At 48.5% G+C, this 19,680-nt stretch carries 17 protein-coding genes and 1 pseudogene; 14 read left to right on the forward strand and 4 right to left on the reverse strand.

The window, feature by feature from the left end; translation table 11 throughout:
- Positions 1-117: 117 nt before the first annotated feature.
- Complete coding sequence (locus tag MJX74_RS04420) at positions 118-597, forward strand: NYN domain-containing protein (protein WP_240221213.1); 480 nt, start codon at positions 118-120, stop codon at positions 595-597.
- 35 nt (positions 598-632) lie between these two features.
- On the opposite strand, the gene MJX74_RS04425 is transcribed toward MJX74_RS04420, so the two are convergent.
- Complete coding sequence (locus MJX74_RS04425) at positions 633-1,262, reverse strand: glutathione S-transferase family protein (RefSeq protein WP_240221215.1); 630 nt, start codon at positions 1,260-1,262, stop codon at positions 633-635.
- Positions 1,263-1,435: 173 nt separating this feature from the next.
- Between MJX74_RS04425 and MJX74_RS04430 the strand changes: the two genes are divergently transcribed.
- A complete protein-coding gene (locus MJX74_RS04430; protein WP_240221217.1) occupies positions 1,436-2,386 on the forward strand; it encodes a helix-turn-helix transcriptional regulator in 951 nt (316 codons plus the stop codon).
- 60 nt (positions 2,387-2,446) lie between these two features.
- Here MJX74_RS04430 and MJX74_RS04435 read toward each other — a convergent pair whose 3' ends face one another.
- Positions 2,447-2,785 carry a YajD family HNH nuclease gene (locus MJX74_RS04435; protein WP_240221219.1) on the reverse strand — a complete coding sequence of 113 codons (339 nt, stop codon included), beginning with the start codon at positions 2,783-2,785 and terminating at the stop codon, positions 2,447-2,449.
- 365 nt (positions 2,786-3,150) lie between these two features.
- On the opposite strand from MJX74_RS04435, the gene MJX74_RS04440 reads away from it, so the two are divergent.
- From MJX74_RS04440 to thpR, 11 genes and pseudogenes are all read left to right on the forward strand, one after another.
- The gene (locus MJX74_RS04440; protein ID WP_240221221.1) at positions 3,151-4,131 is read left to right on the forward strand and encodes a catalase family peroxidase; all 981 of its coding nucleotides are present in this window, start codon (positions 3,151-3,153) and stop codon (positions 4,129-4,131) included.
- Complete coding sequence (locus tag MJX74_RS04445; RefSeq protein ID WP_240221223.1) at positions 4,124-4,648, forward strand: cytochrome b; 525 nt, start codon at positions 4,124-4,126, stop codon at positions 4,646-4,648. The genes MJX74_RS04440 and MJX74_RS04445 overlap by 8 nt, the downstream gene beginning before the upstream one ends.
- Before the next feature lie 66 nt (positions 4,649-4,714).
- Complete coding sequence (locus tag MJX74_RS04450) at positions 4,715-5,461, forward strand: esterase/lipase family protein (protein ID WP_240221225.1); 747 nt, start codon at positions 4,715-4,717, stop codon at positions 5,459-5,461.
- A gap of 57 nt (positions 5,462-5,518) precedes the next feature.
- Positions 5,519-5,893: a DUF1622 domain-containing protein gene (locus tag MJX74_RS04455; RefSeq protein ID WP_240221227.1), complete on the forward strand. Its 375-nt coding sequence runs from the start codon at positions 5,519-5,521 to the stop codon at positions 5,891-5,893.
- A 74-nt stretch (positions 5,894-5,967) separates the two neighbouring features.
- Positions 5,968-6,570: a HutD/Ves family protein gene (locus MJX74_RS04460; RefSeq protein WP_240221229.1), complete on the forward strand. Its 603-nt coding sequence runs from the start codon at positions 5,968-5,970 to the stop codon at positions 6,568-6,570.
- Positions 6,571-6,602: 32 nt separating this feature from the next.
- Positions 6,603-7,349 carry an esterase/lipase family protein gene (locus MJX74_RS04465; RefSeq protein WP_240221230.1) on the forward strand — a complete coding sequence of 249 codons (747 nt, stop codon included), beginning with the start codon at positions 6,603-6,605 and terminating at the stop codon, positions 7,347-7,349.
- Positions 7,350-7,435: 86 nt separating this feature from the next.
- Positions 7,436-7,582, forward strand: a pseudogene (locus MJX74_RS04470) (helix-turn-helix domain-containing transcriptional regulator); the annotation flags it as partial.
- A 20-nt stretch (positions 7,583-7,602) separates the two neighbouring features.
- On the forward strand, positions 7,603-7,791 hold the full coding sequence (locus MJX74_RS04475; protein ID WP_240221232.1) for a hypothetical protein: 189 nt from the start codon (positions 7,603-7,605) through the stop codon (positions 7,789-7,791).
- Between the two features lie 201 nt (positions 7,792-7,992).
- Positions 7,993-9,444 carry a hypothetical protein gene (locus MJX74_RS04480; protein WP_240221233.1) on the forward strand — a complete coding sequence of 484 codons (1,452 nt, stop codon included), beginning with the start codon at positions 7,993-7,995 and terminating at the stop codon, positions 9,442-9,444.
- 225 nt (positions 9,445-9,669) lie between these two features.
- Complete coding sequence (locus MJX74_RS04485) at positions 9,670-11,949, forward strand: YgiQ family radical SAM protein (RefSeq protein ID WP_240221607.1); 2,280 nt, start codon at positions 9,670-9,672, stop codon at positions 11,947-11,949.
- Positions 11,949-12,470 carry an RNA 2',3'-cyclic phosphodiesterase gene (gene thpR / locus MJX74_RS04490; protein WP_240221234.1) on the forward strand — a complete coding sequence of 174 codons (522 nt, stop codon included), beginning with the start codon at positions 11,949-11,951 and terminating at the stop codon, positions 12,468-12,470. The genes MJX74_RS04485 and thpR overlap by 1 nt, the downstream gene beginning before the upstream one ends.
- A gap of 37 nt (positions 12,471-12,507) precedes the next feature.
- On the opposite strand, the gene MJX74_RS04495 is transcribed toward thpR, so the two are convergent.
- A complete protein-coding gene (locus tag MJX74_RS04495) occupies positions 12,508-12,867 on the reverse strand; it encodes a lysozyme inhibitor LprI family protein (protein ID WP_240221235.1) in 360 nt (119 codons plus the stop codon).
- Between the two features lie 239 nt (positions 12,868-13,106).
- Positions 13,107-13,652, reverse strand: a complete 546-nt coding sequence (locus MJX74_RS04500) for a GNAT family N-acetyltransferase (protein ID WP_240221237.1) — start codon at positions 13,650-13,652, stop codon at positions 13,107-13,109.
- Positions 13,653-13,854: 202 nt separating this feature from the next.
- Here MJX74_RS04500 and MJX74_RS04505 point away from each other — a divergent pair, with 202 nt between their 5' ends.
- Positions 13,855-19,677, forward strand: coding sequence for an alpha-2-macroglobulin family protein (locus MJX74_RS04505; protein WP_240221239.1), 5,823 nt, complete (start codon positions 13,855-13,857; stop codon positions 19,675-19,677).
- The last annotated feature ends 3 nt before the right edge of the window (positions 19,678-19,680 follow it).

Consider the following 19,680-nt stretch of genomic DNA (forward strand, 5'->3'; position numbering starts at 1 on the left):
TTGTCTGCGGTTATACAAGATGGTTCAAATAAAATGGCTTTGGCGTGGTGGCGTAAAAATGATTGCACCCTGTTGCTTTGCCGGTTAGCTTACTGTTTTGTTAAACAGAGGCTAGCCATGACCAGTGTTACCATTTTGGTAGATGTACAAAATATCTACTACACCAGCCGGGAAGCCTGGCAGCGCAATTTTGACTATAACGCGTTTTGGCGCCAGATAACCTCTGGGCGTACTGTGGTTAAAGCCATTGCTTACGCCATCGACCGCGGTGATGAAAAGCAGCGCCAGTTTCAGAACATCCTCCGTGCCATCGGCTTTGAGGTGAAATTAAAGCCATTTATTCAGCGTGCCGATGGCAGCGCCAAAGGCGACTGGGATGTGGGTATAACGTTGGATGCTATCGAGTACGGCCAGCACAGTGATGTACTGGTGCTGGCCTCTGGCGATGGCGATTTTGGCCTGTTGGCAGATAAACTTACCACTAAGTACCAAACCGAAGTAGAGGTATACGGTGTAGAAGGTTTAACTGCCCTGGCACTGGTAAAAGCCGCTACACGGTTTATTGCGATTGATGAAGCACTATTATTGCCAAAGTAAGCGCCAGCTTTTGCAATTACCTGGCGCCTGAATACTTATGCTTTAGCGGGTTCTGCTAGCAGTGCATCATCCAGTTGATTGGCCTTAATGGCAGCTTCCCGCGCTTGCAGCCGTTGTACGTATTCGGTAAAAGCAGGCCGTTTTTCCAGCGTATCAAACATCATGCCCCACTCAATATGGCTGCCCACATACACATCAGCTGCGGTAAATTGCTCACCGCAAATATAGGGCCCCTGTGTTAACGCGGTTTCCAAGGCATTTAACGTATCCTGATACAGGCCACAACCTACGGATCCTGCGTTGTCGGCATCCAGGCGCCAGTTATAGGCTTTGGCAGTGGTCGCCATTTCCAGCGGGCCGGCTGCAAAAAACAACCAGCGGTAATAACTGCCGCGCTGTGGGCTATCCAAAGCAGGGGCCAGTTGCTTGTCGGCAAAGTGATCGGCCAGGTAGGCGCAAATGGCTGCCGCTTCGGTTACTACCACATCGCCGTGGGTTATTACCGGTACTTTGCCCATCGGGTTTAGTGCCAGAAATTCTGCCGATTTCATTTCAGGACCATACTGCAGCACCTCTACGTTGTAAGGCACATTTAGCTCTTCCAGCATCCAGCGGATAATGCGGCCACGTGACTGTGGGTTGGTATATAAGGTGATTGGTTTCATTTTGTTTATTCCTTGTTGCTTATTTTTCGTGGTTAATAAGTGTGGTTTGTTGGCGGTTTTTTCGCTACCGGGGTACTGTAAAACTAAAATAGGACAGAATACGTCCTAATTGTCGGTTATATTTGTGTTTTACAGTAGCGACAGGAATAGCCAATGTTTAAGCACAGATACCAATGAGCGGCCCGACTATCCGCGTAATTAGCCTGCTTGAGCTGCTGCAGTCTCATGGCCGTTTAAGCGGTACTGAGTTAGCTGCAAGGCTGGGGGTAGATAAACGCACAGTGCGCCGTTATATTCAGGCGCTGGAGCAGTTAGGTATTCCGGTTACTACAGAGCAAGGCTGCGACGGCGGCTATATGCTGGTAGCGGGTTTTAAACTGCCGCCAATGATGTTTACCAATGATGAAACCCTGGCGTTGTCGCTGGGCTTGTTAGCCGCACACAACCTTAACCTGGCCGATACGCAAGCAGCTATCAGCAGTGTTCAGGCCAAGTTGGAGCGGGTAATGCCGGCTAAGCTGAAATCCCGCTCCCGGGCTATTGCCGACACGATTAAATTAATATTGCCAGCATCTGACGCTGAAACACCCGGCCAGCATTTAGCGCCGTTATTAGATGCACTGGAGCAACAGCGCTCGGTTACTATCCGTTATGCCTCTTATCAACAAGCGCCGGTTTCCAGGCAAGTTGACCCTTATGGTTTATTGTTTCGCAGCGGACGCTGGTATATGAGTGGCTATTGTCACCTGAGGCAGGAGCTGCGAACCTTCCGGCTGGACCGTCTGCAGCAGATCGAATTGCTGCAGCAGTGCTTTAACCGGCCAGCAAATTTTGATGCGGCGGAGCATTTTACCAGCAGCCTGTATGGTATGCCGGGTAACCTGGATGTGCAGGTTATGTTGCATACTGACAAACACACAGCGGCGCAGGCGATGGGGGAAACGGCATCGATGTTAAAGCCGCAGGCTGATGGCTTACTGTTAAGCACCCGCACCGACAGCTGTTATTGCTTAGCGCAGTGGTTAAGCCAGCTGCCGTTTGATTTCAGTATTATTGAACCGCCGGAACTAAAACAGGCGCTAAAGCTGCAGGCTGAGCGCTTAATGAACATTGCACAGCGTTAATATTAGCGGTATCGCGGTTTGAGTTTAGCCTGCCAATTGCTGGCTACTAATTTCGAGATATCACTTCGGTTTAGTTAGCAGCGCTTTTAAATCGGCAAAGGGGTTATGGGTTGCCGCTGCTACTTTTTGCTCGGTGGTGCCGCCATACAGCACAAATTCGTGGAATTTATTGTGCTCGTTGTCGTGGCAATAAATGCAGAGTAACTCCCAGTTGCTGCCGTCTGAGGGATTATTGCTGTGGTTGTGATCAATATGATGCACCGTTAATTCGCGCAAATTGGAATGCACAAACTCGCGGGCACAGCGGCCGCATACCCAGGGGTACATTTTTAACGCTTTATCGCGATAACCTTGCTCCTGCTGCTGATAAGCCTGGGCACCGCTGTTAGTTTTGCTCATAACTGTCCTTTTTTATTATTACTGCCGCTTATATGCAACCGGGTTAGCCTGGGGGCAATTATGGCACCGGGTACTATTTTACAGCAATAACCTTGTGTCCGATGCTGATATATCACTGCATGGTATAGCGTTAAATCCGCATCGGTTAGGCCGTGTTGGTGAAATATATTGCTTACTGGCCGGGTCTTGTGGTGATGCACAATCTGGATCCTGCCTATAAGTTGCATGCCTGATGTATTAAGGCCGGGTATTTCTTTTGCCCATTGTGGGGTGATTTTTTAACTTATGCATTTTGGCTAAGCTAAAAGTGCTTAGATAACATATATCCTAAAATCAAAATAAATTAAAAGATGAGGCGTTTCAGTATGAAAAAATTAATCTGGGCGCTGCTGTTAACGCCAATGGTGGGTTTGGCAGCAGATGAGCCTGTTAACGTGACTGCACAACAATTTGTCGATTTACAGCAAGGCAATGCGGTTTATCCGGGCTTTCGCCGGGCGCATGCTAAAGGTATTTGTGTCAGTGGTGAGTTTCGTTCGAATGGTCAGCTAAGTGATTATTCAAAAGCGCCGGTGTTTCAAAGCGGTGCTACACCATTTACTGGCCGGTTATCTATTGCGGGTAACAACCCTACTGCGCCAGATTTAAAAGCACCAGTGCGCAGTTTGGCGCTGAGCTTCTCAATCAGTAGTACCGAGCAATGGCGCCTTGCTATGAATACACCGCCGGTAATGGCGGTGGCCGATCCGCACACGTTTTATCAGCAAATACTGGCTATTCAGGCCGGCCCTGCTGCAATAAAACAATTTTTTTCTGAACACCCTGAAAGCAAAGAATTCTTGGCCTGGGCAGCACAATATAAGGCAAGTGGTAGTTTCGCGTCTGAAACCTATAACAGTATTAATGCTTTTTATCTGATAAACCACAATGGCAAAAGACAAGCGGTGCGCTGGGCTATGCAACCGACAGTAACTGTAGCTACAACAGACGCACAAGACGTAGATGCACTACAAAATGAAATTGCTAACCGGGTTGTGGCGGGCAATGTGGTATTTGACTGGGTATTTACCCTGGCCGATGCTGCTGATGATGAAAACAATGCCACTAAAGCCTGGCCCGACAGCAGGCAAAAAATTACGGCTGGGCAGATAGTGATAAACAATACCACTGCTCAGTTGGAAGGCGGGTGCCATGCCATTAACTTTGACCCACTGGTGTTGCCAACCGGTATTGAAGCAACAGCAGATCCGATCTTACGTGCACGCTCTTCAGCTTATGCAGAATCTTATCGCCGTCGGGCAACCGAACAGTTAACAGGTGCATTAAAGGAGCCAGAAAATGACTAACACCGAGCGTTTTTCACTGTCAATGCGCCTATTTCACTGGGGTATGGCGGCATTGGTTTTTGCCATGCTAACCGCGGGTTTATTAATGGTGGCATCACTTGATGGCTGGCAGTTAACGGTACTTACTGCACATAAAGTGTTTGGTGTTATTGCCGTGCTGCTGGTAAGTGCGCGCCTTATAAACCGCCTGCGCCAAGCTATACCTGCCTTACCAGATGATTTAAGCCACTGGCAGAAAATGTCGGCACGGGTTTCACATTGGCTGCTGTACGGTTTATTGTTTGCCATGCCGGTTTCCGGATACCTGATGCAATACTTTGCCGCCAGGCCTATTGACGTGTTCGGCTGGTTCCGCCTACCTGCAGCACTTAATGTGGATATTTACACTTACGCACTGTTTCGTGAGTTGCACTCCGTATTTGCGATTGCGCTTATCTGCCTGATAGCACTGCATATCGGCGCGGCCTTGCATCATCACATTATCCGAAAAGACAAGGTGTTAAAAAGTATGTTGTAACTGCTTGACCAGTGTAACTTTTTCAGTAAATGTGAGCCCCTAGCTTCTGGTCATTAAAGGAAGGGTATGCGAGTAATGTTGTTAGCTATTTTGCTGTTGGTGTCCTTTAACAGCATGGCTAAAGACTGCGTTGTACTGCTGCATGGCCTGGCTCGCAGCGCCGGTGCAATGGAAACTATGCAGCAGGCGCTGGATAACGCTGGCTATCATAGCGTCAATGTTGATTACCCATCGCGTAACTATAGCGTAGAGGCGCTGGCGCCAATGGCTATTGCACCGGCATTAGCGCAGTGCCGGGCAAAACAAAGCCGTGTTATTCATTTTGTTACCCATTCTATGGGCGGTATTTTGTTGCGCCAGTATACGCAGCATAACGTTATTGCAGATTTAGGCCGCGTAGTGATGATGGGGCCGCCAAATCAGGGCAGTCAGGTGGTCGACAATTTAAAAGATGTGCCGGGTTTTGAGGCGTATAACGGGCCGGCCGGTATGCAGCTGGGCACCAGCGAACAAGACATACCCAAACAGCTGGGGCCGGTAAGTTTCGAATTGGGTGTTATAGCCGGTACCAGTTCTATCAACCTGCTATTGTCTACGTTTTTGCCCAACCCGGATGATGGTAAGGTGTCGGTGGAGAATACCAAAGTACAAGGCATGTGTGCGCTGGTTACGGTGGCGGTATCGCATCCGTTTTTGATGAAACGACAACAGGTTATTGACCAGGTACTACATTTTCTGCGCAGTGGCAGCTTTTTTGGCGACAACGCCCAGCAGTTTGCCTGCCCGGCGCAGCTATCGCCGGAATTGGCTTAACCGTAGGCTAAGAAATATTTTGCTAAGATACCTTAATAGTTAATTGAGAGTGCTTATATGACAGACGGCATAACGAACATAGCAGGCTCAGCGCCAGAGTGGTGTGCTGTAGCAATTGAGCTTTTGGGCATTGCTATTATCACCGCTATCACTATTTATGCCCTGATACATGCTGGCATAAGGTTAGTAAAAGGTGATGCACTGAATGATATTCAGCAACAGGTACGTCAGCAGTTGGGCCGGGGTATTTTACTGGGGCTGGAGTTTTTAATCGCGGCAGACATTATTCATACCGTTGCGGTAGAGCTGACATTTGAAACCGTGGGCGTACTTGCGCTGGTAGTGTTAATTCGTACCTTTTTAAGCTTTACCCTTGAGCTGGAGTTAACCGGTAAATGGCCCTGGCAGCAGGCCGGGTCTGAAACCAAATAGTGGCACCGCGGCAATTAACCAGGCGAGCTGACGTTAAATAGCTCGATTTGGCCGGCGCATTTAATTGAGACACGATGAGCATAGAAGTGATCATGCCAGCGCAGTGGCAAACCCAGCGCTGGCAAAACGGTGGTGGCATTACCCATCAGCTGTGCCGCCAGGATAACGGGCAAGGGCTGTTATGGCGGTTATCCATCGCCGAAGTAGCCAGTGATGGCCCGTTTTCGCGTTTTGATAATATTGACCGCATTATTTTGTTGCTGGATGGCGCAGGCTTTAGCCTGCATGGCGTCGGTGATAAACCACAGGTACTGGATGCGCCACTTAAACCGTATTCCTTTGCCGGTGAAACCGCTATTCACTGCACATTGCTTGATGGCGCAGTGCGGGATTTTAACCTGATGACCCGCCGAAATACGCTGCAGGCCGAATTGCAGGTGCTGACGATTGGCAGTGCTGTACAAACATTGCCGCTAAGCCCGCAAACACTTGTCTATATTGCCAGCGGCAGCGTAAATGCTGAACTGGGCGCAAAGCAGATAACGCTGGAAGCGCAGCATACACTTAGCCTGAGTAATGAAGCGGGCACTGTGCAGTTAAGCAGTAATGATAATGCGCAGGTAATAATAATTGGCATGTCCGATGCGCAGTGCGGCAACAGTACGGGAAAATTTTAATAAATGCGTAGTAGCGCAATACAAGGAAAGGTATGCGAACAATACTGACAGCCGTTTTGCTGCTTATAGCGTTTAACAGCCAGGCTAAAGACTGCGTGGTACTGTTGCATGGTTTGGCGCGCAGCGCCGGTGCTATGGACACGATGCAGCAGGCGCTGGATGACGCTGGCTACTTTACCGTGAATGTAGATTACCCCTCGCGCAAACATGCCATTGAAGTATTAGCGTCAATGGTTATTCCACCGGCGTTAGAGCAGTGCCGGGCAAAGCAAAGCCGTGTTATTCATTTTGTTACCCATTCTATGGGCGGTATTTTGCTGCGCCAGTATACGCAGCATAACGTTATTGCAGATTTAGGCCGCGTAGTGATGATGGGGCCGCCAAATCAGGGCAGCCAGGTAGTCGACAATTTAAAAGATGTGCCGGGTTTTGAGGCGTATAACGGCCCGGCCGGTATGCAGCTGGGTACCGGCGCGCACGATATACCCAAACAGCTGGGGCCGGTAAGTTTTGAGCTGGGTGTTATTGCCGGTACCAGTTCTATCAATCTGATATTGTCAAACTTTCTGCCCAACCCGGATGATGGCAAGGTGTCGGTGGAAAACACCAAAGTGCAAGGCATGTGCGCGCTGGTTACGGTAGAGGTGTCGCATCCGTTTCTGATGAAAAGACAAAAGGTAATTAGCCAGGTACTGCACTTTTTAACAGTGGGTAAATTTAGCGGCGACAATGCTCAACAGTTTGCCTGCCCGGCTCAGTTAAAGCCGAAGCTAAGTTGATTTAAAACTCTGACTTAGTTTTTCGCGTTACGGTTGCCAACTGCTAAAATTGCCTCATTGGCTGGTGATAAATCTTAAGAACTTAAATGACAATAAAACTGCAAGATTACGATGTAGCAGATCACCTGCGTACTCCGGAAGAAATGGCGGCATATCTTGAAGCGTCTATTGCTGAGTGTGATGGCGATGTCAGCTTTGTTGCCAAAGCGTTGGATGATATTGCGCGAGCGAAATTACAACAGGATTAACTATCATGGCTAAAACACTGCAGCAAATATTGGCAGATGAAAAGCCAAAGGTTGTTGCCTCGGCGATACAGCAGGCAGCTGAAATTCTGCAAAAAATAGATCCTGAATTAACGGCATATAAAGGTCAAGCACTGATAGATATCGTCCAAGCCAGACTAACTGATCCGCAGTCGGGTGGTAAAGTTGAGCTGTAGGCCACGCAATCAACCAACGTAAGGGCGCATCATTGCGCCCTTATTCTTTATACAAATTAAACACTTGACCAAATTCAGTTTTTCGGTAAATGTAACAGCTAGTTTAAGGTTATATAACCTGTTTGCCGATTAGCTATAGTCGCAGGCAAAACGCAAGACTAGACGCCGAAATCGTGCGAAATGAGTAGTCAAGGAGGAATTTTGGAAGATATTGACCTGAAAGGATTGTTTAGCGGTATTGATACTCACAAAATAACGAAGCCACTTGATAATTATTTGGAAAGTTTGAATAGTTTTTTTTCTGATTATAATCAGGAAAGTGATCGGTCATTGATGCGTTTCTTTGAGGATTTCAATCCTGATAATTTTGTTGATGACGATATTTCGTTCATGGCAAATGCTTTAATTATGGCTAACTATGATGAAAGCGCATTGCGTGGTGAGTGTGTTATTATTTTTTCCGAGCCAGTAATTGTGTCTGATCTGAAGTGTGTCGATGTGTTTAGAAATGAAAGTGAGGATGCACTAAGGTTAATATCCTATAAAGGGGGGGAAAAGAAGTTTACCACAAAAAGAAGTACTCAATCAGATCGCTCTATAAGAAATAGACTTATTACAATCTATATGGTTCATGATGTGGTTTTGGGTATTATTTTACCAAAGCACAGTAACTTTCAATCTGTGAAAATTGTTAGATATCGAACGCTACACTCTGATTACAAAAAGCTTGAGCATACCCAAAAGGCATTGCTAGATGCTAACGACATTCCACGTATCGAAATTCAAAAGATTGTGAAAAAGCTGGATGAAATCAACTCAATAATAAATAACAAACTTGATTCTTTAAATACAATTCAAGGCGATATTCATGCTCTTGAACAAGAAAAGTCTCACGCAGAAAGTAGTCTTGAGAGTAGTAGAATCGCTTTAGAAAAAGCGCGCAATGATTTAGATAAAACTAGTCGAGATTTCAATAAGTTGGTAAGTTCTGTTGCTGATGAAAATGATAAATTAGAAACGGTGCAGGCTAAAGTTAAAGCTGAGACTAGCTTTTTTAAAAAGGAACAAGATAAACTAAAAACACTCCAAGATGAAATAGGTGAGGCTGATAAATCTCTAACAAAAATTAGAACAGAGCTTGCTGCTGCCAAACGAGAAAAAAACTTAACCAACTTTGATACTTTAGGGCACTCAACAGAAACAGGCCGACAATTAATCGCTTATTACTGGTTTGCTGGTTCCACCTTTGTAGGTTTGCTGTGTATGACTGTTTATATCTATTGGAGTAGTCAGAATTTTAGCGCATCATTTCCGTATTTGTTGCATGTAAGCGGATGGAATATTTTACTGAGTAGGCTTCCACTGGTGGCAGCTACCACTCTTATAATGGGTGGTTTATCCGGTGTGTTTTTCTATTTAATAAAACATATTGTTTCGCTAAACACTGAGAAAATGACAATGCTTAAGGCTGGTATTCTAGCCGAACAAATAACAAATTCGCTAGATTGCAAAGACATGGATGACCAAAAACGATTAGAATTCCAGCGTAACACAAAGATTAAGCTAATCACGCAGGTTTTTTCCAAGAATGAACTTGATATCAACCAAAGCAATATCATAATTGAGGCACTTAAAGCTCTGAACTCAAAATAGTTTTGTTGCACTTTATTTTGCATAAAGTTGGCTTTTTGAATTTTGCTGACAAGAATTGGTGGTTTATCGGAAGTACGTAAAATTAAGAGCGGACTAAACCTGTCAGCCACCATTCGCCTTTCCCTTTTACTCCTTGTATAATACGCGCCCTTGATACACTCTGGTGCTTAATTTATGTCCACTGTTGCTACTACCGTTTCCCGCAAGTCTGCCCCTGTAGCACGTATGGCGCCTGAGCGTGATTTATTCTCTTATCCGAAATACTGGGCCGAGTGCTATGGCACGGCGCCGTTTTTACCTATGTCGCGCGCCGAGATGGATAAACTTGGCTGGGACAGCTGCGATGTTATTTTGGTAGTAGGCGATGCCTATGTAGATCACCCCAGCTTTGGTATGGCGGTAGTAGGGCGGATGTTAGAAGCCCAGGGCTATCGCGTCGGCCTTATTTGCCAGCCGGATTGGCACAGCAAAGACGACTTTATGCGTCTGGGTAAGCCAAACCTGTTTTACGGCGTGTCGGCCGGCAATATGGACTCGATGATTAACCGTTACACCGCCGATAAAAAGCTGCGCCATGACGATGCCTACACCGCCGGTGATATTGGCGGCAAGCGGCCGGACCGGGCGGTTACTGTGTACACCCAGCGCTGCAAAGAAGCCTATAAAGATGTGCCTGTTGTGATAGGTGGCATCGAGGCCAGTTTACGCCGTATTGCGCATTATGATTACTGGTCTGAAAAAGTGCGCCGTTCAGTTATTTTTGACGCCAAGGCCGATATTTTAATTTACGGCAATGCTGAGCGGCCGTTGATTGAAGTGGCGCACCGTATTGCTTCGGGCGTGCCGGTAAGCGAGATTCAGGATGTGCGCGGCACTGCCGTGATCCGTAAAGAACCACTGCCGGGCTGGCGCGGCGTCGATTCTACCGCCATTGATAAAATCGGCAAAATCGACCCTATATCTAACCCTTATGGCGCCGATGATGTTGGCTGCAGCAGTTATTCGGAATATGCCAAAGCCGGTATCGATTTAACTAAACCTGCCGAGGTGGAAGCCAAGGCGATTTTAGTACAGCCGCCACGGCAAAAGCCGTGGGAGCAAACCTACGTTAAGCTGCCGGCGTTTGAGCAGGTCAGCGTAAATAAGCCGCTGTATGCCCATGCTTCGCGGATACTGCACCAGGAAACTAACCCGGGCTGTGCCCGCGCCATTATGCAGCGCCATGGCGATCGGCATATTTGGGTGAATCCGCCGGCATTTCCGCTTAGTACCGAAGAGATGGATTTAGTGTTTGGCCTGCCGTATCAGCGCGTGCCGCACCCGGTGTATGGCAAGGAGAAAATTCCGGCTTACGAGATGATTAAAACCTCGGTGAATATTATGCGCGGCTGCTTTGGCGGCTGCTCGTTCTGCTCTATTACCGAGCATGAAGGCCGCATTATTCAAAGCCGCTCGAAAGAATCAATTATGCAGGAGATCAAGGATATTCGCGATAAAGTACCGGGCTTTACCGGCGTGATATCTGATCTTGGTGGCCCCACGGCCAATATGTACCGCTTAAACTGTAAAAACCCCAAAGCCGAGCAAACCTGCCGTCGGCCAAGCTGTGTGTACCCCACCATATGCGAGCATATGGATACCGATCAAAGCCCGACGGTAGAGCTGTACCGCGAAGCGCGTACTTTGCCTGGCATTAAAAAAGTGTTGGTGGCCTCCGGCGTGCGTTACGACTTAGCAGTAGAAGACCCGAACTATGTACGCGAGCTGGTGCAGCACCATGTTGGCGGCTATTTAAAAATCGCGCCCGAGCACACCGAAAGTGGCCCACTGTCGAAAATGATGAAGCCGGGTATGGGCGCCTATGACAAGTTTAAAGAAATGTTCGACCGCTTTAGTAAAGAAGCCGGTAAAGAGCAGTTTTTAATTCCGTACTTTATTGCTGCTCACCCGGGCACCACTGATCTGGACATGGTTAACCTGGCGCTGTGGTTAAAAGAGCGTGATTTTAAACTGGATCAGGTACAAAACTTTTACCCCAGCCCGATGGCAAACGCGACCACTATTTACCATACGGAAATGAACTCGCTGAAAAACATCAACAAAGCCAATGACGAAGTGGTTGCGGTGCCCAAAGGCGAGCGCCAACGCCGCCTGCACAAGGCGATACTGCGCTACCATGACCCCAAAGGCTGGCCGCAAATTCGTGAAGCGTTGATTAAAATGGGTTTAAAGCACTTAATTGGCCGTAGCAAAGGCTGTTTGGTGCCGGAAGAGGGCAAAGACGAGCAGTTTAAAAAGCCACAAAAAGGCGGCCAACCGGCGCTTAGCCGTCATACCGGTTTAAACCCGGCGGCTAAGGCGATTGCCAAGCGTAGTCAGAGTGAAACGCCGGTAAAAGGCAACAAGCAGGGCAAAAAGCCGTTTAACGCCAGTGGCAAGCCTGCGGCTAAAACCGCTGCCGGCAAAGCTCATGGCCCGAAGAGCCCGCAGCGGTCTAAAGGCTGATGCAGCGGCTGTTTTTCAGCCTTAAATTTTCCGCCGCGCAGCAACACCAGTTGCTGCCGTATCAGCGCCAAGCGCTTGGTTTGTGGCTTGGCGCTAAGGCTGTAGATAACGACAATCTGCATTTAACGCTGTTTTTCTTAGGCCAGGTTAATACCGGGCAGCAACAGCGGCTGGTTGGTGCAGCGCGGCAAATTAAAGCACCGGCTTTTAGCCTGACACTGGATCATCTGGCCTGTTTTGCTAAACCGAAAATTCTCTATCTCGCGCCTTCGGCAGTGCCGCCTGAACTGACAAAACTACAACAGCAGGTGGCGGCGTTGTGTGAAGCAGAAGGCTTTAGCGATAGCCACGATAATTATCAGCCACATATTACTCTGGCTCGGCATGCAGTTTGTAGTAGTAAGTATTATCAAACTCAGCAACCTGTAATAATTAAGGTTACTGAGTTTGCATTGTATTGTTCCGACAGTAGCAGAGAACGACTCCGGTATCAGCCTCTAGTAACGTTTAATATGTTATGAACATTAAGGAGCTGCGCTCCTTAATGTTCAATTGTATTTAGAAACCTGTTTCGAATTGCGCTGTAGCTTGTAGAATTTCATAAGTTCCATCGGTATAGAGAACAGTTGCTTTACCCAGGTGGTAAGAGTAAGGAGGTATAGCTTTAGTACAGGATGTTGCGCTTGAACTGCAACCTGTTGTGCGTTCAGACCAGATCACAGAAGATATGGTTTTAGTTATGTTTACAATTCGCCATGTAGCATTGTTAACTGCACGATCTAAAGTATATTCAAAGCTGGTGCACTCCGAAACCTGCCAAGTGTCGAGTGAATCAGTATCAACCATGCACTCCATTTGCGCAGCCATGCTTGAATTGGATGCTAATAATAAAGCCACAGCGGTAAGGGTTTTTTTCATTGTATATTCCTTATTTGTATTTAGTTTTGTCTCGGTTATTTTGCTTAACGCTGAGTTAGTCAATGATGAAAATACAACAAGGTCAAATGATAAATTTATATTAATTATTTATCATTTTTTTATCTTTAGTTGTACGGTAAGTAAGAATGTGGCTCCGGCTCTGCCGGAGCGGGCAAGGTAGTAATAGTGTAATATCCGAAGGGTAAATAATATTTATTATAAATAGCTGTCGTTTGCAGTCACTCAGCTGCAGCAATAGTGGTTGCATTGTGTTGGTAGGTGTAAATCAGATCGTCATACAACATGTTATTAATGCTATAAGCTTGTTCAATACGTTTACTCAGCACAAAACCACATTTTTCCAACACACGACAAGAGCCTGTATTACCCTCTGTTACTGTGGCCTGTAGCTGGGGTATACCTAATGATAAAGCAAACTTTTTTGCTGCTAATAATGCTTCTGTGGCATAGCCTTTACCGAAGTGTTCAGGTAAGAACATATAGCCAAATTCGGCATTGCTATGTTTAGCATCAGTGATAATAAATGCCATAGTTCCCAGCGGTGTGCCACTTTCTATACAGCAAACAACCATGCATAACCACTGCCTGGGTCTTGCTTGCCAAGCTGGCAATAAAACCCGGAACTTGGCAGCGATCTCTTCCATTGAAGGCTCATCAAACACATAACGGATAATAACTTGTTCCTGATGCAACCGGACAAATAATGGCCAGTCTGCAGCGGTAATTTGGCGTAAACGCAGCCGTGGAGTAAGAAATTCAAGCATTGAGGCACCTGCGGCCCAGGGAAACTATATCGCTACTTTATACCAGTAGCTGTTGTCAGGTCTAGCAGTTAAGTATCTGAAAGTTTACAATATTAACTATATGTTTCGCTACAAACTGCTATAGTTCATCATTGATTAATTTATGCGGCTTATACTCGGCCCACACACCCGAACAACGACACCCCGTTAACAAGGATTGGTTATGCCTGCCTCAGCGTCATTTTTACGTAAAATTTTCGGCTCGGTAAACTGGACGGCACCAGATTGGTTGCACCGGCTTTGCCATAATGTAAAGCAACGCCCGGCTAAGTTCTGGGGGGCGGTGGTGGCGGTAGTAATGCTTATTGGCGCCGCTGTTGGCGGTTATTACTATTATCAGCAATTACCCAAACCGCTAAAAGTGAAGGCAACAGTGCAAAGCCCGGCACTGGGGCATTATCAGGACAACGTTGAGCAGCCCACTGCACTGCGCGTGCAGTTTAGCTATGACATGAGCGATCAGGCCGGGCGTATTGCACCGGTGCCGCAGCTTTCAGCCGCGCGGCTGGATTTAATTGGCGAAGAATTAAGCGAAGGTGTCAGCTTAAACCCGGCTATAGCTGGCAAATGGCTGTGGCAGGATGACAACACGCTAATTTTTACCCCCCAGCAGGCCTGGCCCGCCGGGCAGCGTTACCAGCTTAAGCTTGATAAAGGTATTTTTGCCGCCGGTACCTTACTGGCAGAACAACAATACAGTTTTGATACTGTGCCACTTACCGGTGCTATTAACCGCTTACGTTTTTATCAGCACCCCACCGAGCAAGCCACCCGGCAAATAGTGGCTACGTTAAATTTCAGCCACCCGGTAGATATCGACAGCGTGCAAAGCCAGCTGTCAATGACCATGCGCCCCGATGGCGGTGATGTACGCAGCAAAGGTAAGCCACTGGACTTTACGCTTAGTGCCGATAAAACCGGCCGTGAAATCTATCTGCAATCGGCAGCGTTAACGCTACCCGAGCGGGAGCAATATCTAACAGTGTTATTAAAAGCTGGGGTAAAAGCACAAAACGGCAGTGGCAAAACCAGCCGGGAAAATAGCCAACAGCTGTTAGTGCCGGATAAAACCAGCTTTTTAAAGGTAGAAGAACTGCGCAGCGATATTATACGCACACCCGAGCAAGAACCAGAGCAAATGCTGCTGTTAAGCTTTACTGACCGCATCAGCCGCACCGAGCTACAAAATAAACTGAAGCTGTATGTATTGCCGAAACACCCGCAGCGTAATTCTAACTATTGGGCGCCGGGCGAAGTAAGCAGCAGCGTATTACAGCAAGCCAGCCTGCACAGCTTTGAGCTGATGCCGACACCAGAGCAGCACGACAGTGCTTTTAGCATTAAGCTGGATGTGCCACCTGGCCAAAGCCTGTTTGTTAGTGTGCCGAAAGGCTTACAATCGACCAGTGATTTTACCCTGGCCAGTGAATACCGCGCTGTAGTGCAGGCGCCGCAGTATCCGAAAGAAGCGCGGATAGTGGGTGAAGGTGCCATGCTAACGCTAAGCGGCGAGCAAACCTTACAGTTGCTTAGCCGCGGTGTTAAAGGCGTACGGGTAAAATTGCATAAGTTGTTGCCGGGCGAGCTAAACCACTTTATCAGCCAGACTGGCGGCGATATTAGCCAGCCGTATTTTTATAACTATAACTTTGATGAAAGCAATATCAGCAGCAGCTACGAAAAAACCTTTACCCTGGCCAACAGCCACGCCAAGCAGGCTAATTACCTGTCGTTAGCATTAAAACCCTATCTGGCTGAAGCGGGTATGGGGGTGTTTTTTATTCAGTTAACTGAATTTGATCCGGCCCGGCCGAAAAGCGAAGGCCAGCAACTGGATAAACGGGTGGTGCTGGTAACCGATTTAGGCTTACTGGTAAAACACAATAGTGATAGCAGCCAGCAGGTATTTGTTATGTCGGTGGCCGATGGCAAACCGGTAGCCGGGGCTAAAGTAGAGCTGCTGGGCAAAAATGGTGTCGCGGTGTTAAGCGGCACCACCAATGCTCAGGGCAGCGTAAACTTAGACAAAACCACCGGTTTTGTGCGCGAGCGCCAGCCGGTGGTATATCTGGTTAGCCGCAGCAGTAATGGCGTAACCGATAGTAGCTTTATTCCGTATGATCGCTATAGCCGCCAGCTGGATTATTCCAAATTTAATACCAGTGGCCGTTACCAGGATGAAAACAGCGCTAAAGCATTAAGCGCTTATATGTTTAGCGACCGGGGTATTTACCGGCCCGGCGAGCAAGTGCAACTGGCTGCCATTATCCGCCATAACGATTTGTCGCTGGCTGAGCAAAAGCTGCCGTTAAAAATACAGGTGCAGGGGCCGCGAGGCAGTACTTTCTGGCAGCAAAACTTCAGTTTAAGTGGCCGTGGTATGCACACCTTTAGCCTGGACACCCAGCCACACAGTGACACCGGGAATTATAATGCCAATATCAGCCTGCTTGATAGCAAAGGCAATACCGAGCGGCACTTAGGCTCGGTTAGCTTTGTAGTGGAAGAGTTTCAGCCCGATACGCTGAAAATCAGCAGTAGTTTTAATCAAGCAGGCAAAGGCTGGTTATCACCACAAAATTTAGTGGCGCAGGTGCAACTGGACAACCTGTTTGGCACCCCGGCACAGCAGCGGCGGGTTACCGCCAAATTTGAGTTGATCCCGGCAGGTTTTAGTTTTAGTGAATATAAAGATTATCGCTTTATTGCCCCGCAGGAGCAGCAACTTAACAGCAACAGTGTACGGCAGAATCTGGATGAGCAACAAACCGATGCCGACGGCAAAGCCAGCTTTACGCTGCCGCTTGAGCAATACAGTGGTGGTACTTACCGGCTGGTGTTAACGACCGAAGGCTTTGATGGCGGCGGTGGCAAAAGTGTGCAAAACAGGCGCAGCGCCCTGGTATCACCGTTAGACGAGCTGATAGGGGTAAAAAGCGATGGCGAGCTGAGCTACCTGAAAAGACAGCAAAGCCGTAGTTTGCAGTTTATCGCCATTAACAACAGCTTAGCGCAGATAGCGCTGAATGAATTAACGCTGAAACTGGTAGAGAAGCGGCCATTATCGAGCTTAGTTAAACAAAACGATGGCACTTACCAGTACCAGAGCATAGTGCAGGAGCTAACAGTAAGCGAAACGCCATTCAGCATCGCCGCAGAGGGTACTGCCTATCAGCTGCCTACCGACACGGCCGGTGATTTTGAGCTGCAATTGTTAAAAGGCGAACAGCTGCTGGGTAAGGTGGCGTTTAGCGTAATAGGCGCCGGTAATATCAGCGCTATGCTGGAGAAAAACGCTGCACTTAACGTGCGGCTGGATAAAGCTGATTATAAAGCCGGTGAGCGTATTGAGCTGAATATCACGGCACCTTATACCGGCAGTGGCTTAATCAGTATTGAAAGCGATAAAGTGCATGCCTTTAGCTGGTTTACTGCCGATACCACCAGCAGCATTCAGCATATAGTGCTGCCAGAGGGCATTGAAGGTAATGCTTATATTAACGTTAGCTTTGTGCGTGGTGCCGATTCCGATGCACTCTTTGTCAGCCCGCTAAGTTACGCCGTGGTGCCGTTTAATATTGACCGCAGCAAACGCGAGTTGAACATTAGCCTGGTAGCACCGGAAGAAGTACGCCCCGGTAAAGCCTTTACGTTGGGCTATAAAACCGACCGCCCGGCCGACTTACTGCTGTATGGCGTGGATCAGGGTATTTTGCAGGTGGCTGCTTACGAATTACCCGATCCGTTATCGCATTACCTGCAAAAGCGTGCCTTGCAGGTGCGCAGTATGCAAATGCTCGATTTAATTCTGCCGGAATTCAGCGCGCTTAAACGCCAGTTAGCCGGTGTAGGCGGTGATAGCGCCCGCCGTGCTATGGCAGCAGCAATGCTGGACAGCAACCTTAACCCCTTTGCCCGCAGGGCAGAGCAGCCGGGCGTATTTTGGCTGGGCGTGGTAAAAGCCGGTACTGAACTGGCTACCCAGCAGGTAACAGTGCCGGCCAGCTTTAGCGGCAACTTAAAACTGATGGCGGTAGCGGTAAGTGATGAAGCGCTGTCTGCGGTCAGCCAGGATTTACGTGTGCGCGGCCCCTTTGTGTTAACACCGGATGTACTGACCAGCGCAGCGCCAGGTGATGAGTTTGATATCAGTGTGTCTGTAGCGAATGGCGTAAAAGGCTCGGGCCCGGATGCTGCCATTAAAGTGCAGCTTACTTTACCTGATAGCCTTATTGCTGTGGGTGACACTGAGCAACGGCTTAGCATAAGCGAAAATAGCGAGCAAAGTGCACGTTTTCGCTTAAAAGCAGGTGATGTGCCTGGTGAGGCCAGCTTAAGCTTTAGCGCGACCTATCAGCAGGGTGAGCTAACCGAGCAGGCCAGCCGCAGTATCAGCCTGAGTATTCGCCCGGCCAGCCATTATCACACCACGCTCCAGGCTGGTTTTGCTGATAAAGGCCCGGTTACACTTAACACCCGTTATCCGCTGTATGCCGAATTTGCCCAACAGCATGTGATTGCCTCGGCTAACCCGCTGGTGCTGGCAGAGAGCTTTACCGATTATCTTGCGCAATACCCGCACGGTTGTACGGAACAGGTGGTGTCGCAGGTGTTCCCGTGGGTGGGGTTAGTGCAGCAACCGTCGTACCAGGCGCAGTGGCCAATGCTGAACGAAAAATTTGCCGTGCTGATCCAGAAGCTGGCTGAGCGCCAGCAAAGCGATGGTGGTTTTAGCTTCTGGCCCGGCGGGTACAGCAGCGCTGACTTCCCCAGTATTTATGTGATGCATTTCCTGTTAGCCGCACGCGAGCAAGGCCTGGCCGTGCCGGATTACCTGTACAGCCAGGGGCTGGAGTATTTGCGCAATGTAGCTCGGCAAAGCGGGGCCAATTTGTATCAGGCCCGCCTGCGGGCCAACGCGATTTACCTGCTGACCCGCAGCGGCGAAGTAACCACCAACTATTTGGTTGAGCTACACGAGCGGCTGGAAAAACAACATAAACAAGCCTGGCAGGCTGATATTACCGCTATTTATATTGCCGCCAGTTATCAGTTGCTGCAAAAGCCAGAGCTGGCACGCGGTTTGTTATCCGGTTACCGTTTAGGTAAAACCTCAGCGCTGCAAAGCGGTTATCTGGCGCGAATTGCCACACCGCTGCCGCCTTTTGCTAACCCGGCGTTTCAATCGCAGCTAAGCCTGGATGCGCAGTATGTGTATTTATTGTCCAGCCATTTTGCCGAACAGGCCAAAGCGCTGGATGGTAAAGCCATTTTGCAGCTATTGCAGCCGGTGTTTAAAGGTGATTACAACACCATTGCCTCGGCCTATACGGTGCTGGCATTGTCAGCCTATGGCCAGTTACAAACGGAAGCGACCGCCACGCCACCACAGTTTTATCAGTTGGATGGCAAAGGCGCGCGTACCGCGTTAACGCCGGCAGATAACCAAAGTGCTATACCGCGTGCTGCTTTTACCACGGCAGCAGAGCAAATAATGATAGAGAGCCAGCAGCAGCTGTTTTATGCGCTAAGCGAGGCTGGTTTTGCTAAAACAGCACCGACTAAAGCCGTAGCGCAGCAGTTGGAGGTCGTGCGCGATTATCTTGATGCGCAAGGCAAAGCGGTTAGCACTGCTAAACAAGGCGATGAGCTTACAGTGCGCCTGCGTCTGCGCAGCTTAACCGACGGCTGGCACAGCAATGTTGCGGTAGTCGATTTGCTGCCGGCCGGTTTTGCGGTGGTGCGCAGCTCAGTACCACGCCAAAGTGGGCCCTGGCGCGCTGACTATGTTGATATCCGTGAAGACCGCGTGGTTTACTACGCCGGTTTTGGCCCGCAAATGACTGAACTGCGTTATCAGGTAAAAGTAACCGCAGCCGGTGATTTTGTGCTGCCAACGGTGTCGGCACAATCAATGTACGATTTATCGGTGTATGCCAGCACAGCTGCCGGGCGCTTTGTGGTTAGTGCGGCAGATGTAAACTAACGC

The organism is Rheinheimera hassiensis (genome assembly GCF_022436675.1).
GTDB lineage: Bacteria > Pseudomonadota > Gammaproteobacteria > Enterobacterales > Alteromonadaceae > Alishewanella > Alishewanella hassiensis.

Coding starts and splice junctions, on each gene's coding strand:
- MJX74_RS04440 (WP_240221221.1), top strand. CDS start 3,151: ATGAAAAAATTAATCTGGGCGCTGCTGTTAACGCCAATGGTGGGTTTG.
- MJX74_RS04435 (WP_240221219.1), bottom strand. CDS start 2,785: ATGAGCAAAACTAACAGCGGTGCCCAGGCTTATCAGCAGCAGGAGCAA.
- MJX74_RS04500 (WP_240221237.1), bottom strand. CDS start 13,652: ATGCTTGAATTTCTTACTCCACGGCTGCGTTTACGCCAAATTACCGCT.
- MJX74_RS04495 (WP_240221235.1), bottom strand. CDS start 12,867: ATGAAAAAAACCCTTACCGCTGTGGCTTTATTATTAGCATCCAATTCA.
- MJX74_RS04465 (WP_240221230.1), top strand. CDS start 6,603: ATGCGAACAATACTGACAGCCGTTTTGCTGCTTATAGCGTTTAACAGC.
- MJX74_RS04455 (WP_240221227.1), top strand. CDS start 5,519: ATGACAGACGGCATAACGAACATAGCAGGCTCAGCGCCAGAGTGGTGT.
- MJX74_RS04420 (WP_240221213.1), top strand. CDS start 118: ATGACCAGTGTTACCATTTTGGTAGATGTACAAAATATCTACTACACC.
- thpR (WP_240221234.1), top strand. CDS start 11,949: ATGCAGCGGCTGTTTTTCAGCCTTAAATTTTCCGCCGCGCAGCAACAC.
- MJX74_RS04505 (WP_240221239.1), top strand. CDS start 13,855: ATGCCTGCCTCAGCGTCATTTTTACGTAAAATTTTCGGCTCGGTAAAC.
- MJX74_RS04445 (WP_240221223.1), top strand. CDS start 4,124: ATGACTAACACCGAGCGTTTTTCACTGTCAATGCGCCTATTTCACTGG.
- MJX74_RS04425 (WP_240221215.1), bottom strand. CDS start 1,262: ATGAAACCAATCACCTTATATACCAACCCACAGTCACGTGGCCGCATT.
- MJX74_RS04485 (WP_240221607.1), top strand. CDS start 9,670: ATGGCGCCTGAGCGTGATTTATTCTCTTATCCGAAATACTGGGCCGAG.
- MJX74_RS04460 (WP_240221229.1), top strand. CDS start 5,968: ATGAGCATAGAAGTGATCATGCCAGCGCAGTGGCAAACCCAGCGCTGG.
- MJX74_RS04430 (WP_240221217.1), top strand. CDS start 1,436: ATGAGCGGCCCGACTATCCGCGTAATTAGCCTGCTTGAGCTGCTGCAG.
- MJX74_RS04450 (WP_240221225.1), top strand. CDS start 4,715: ATGCGAGTAATGTTGTTAGCTATTTTGCTGTTGGTGTCCTTTAACAGC.
- MJX74_RS04475 (WP_240221232.1), top strand. CDS start 7,603: ATGGCTAAAACACTGCAGCAAATATTGGCAGATGAAAAGCCAAAGGTT.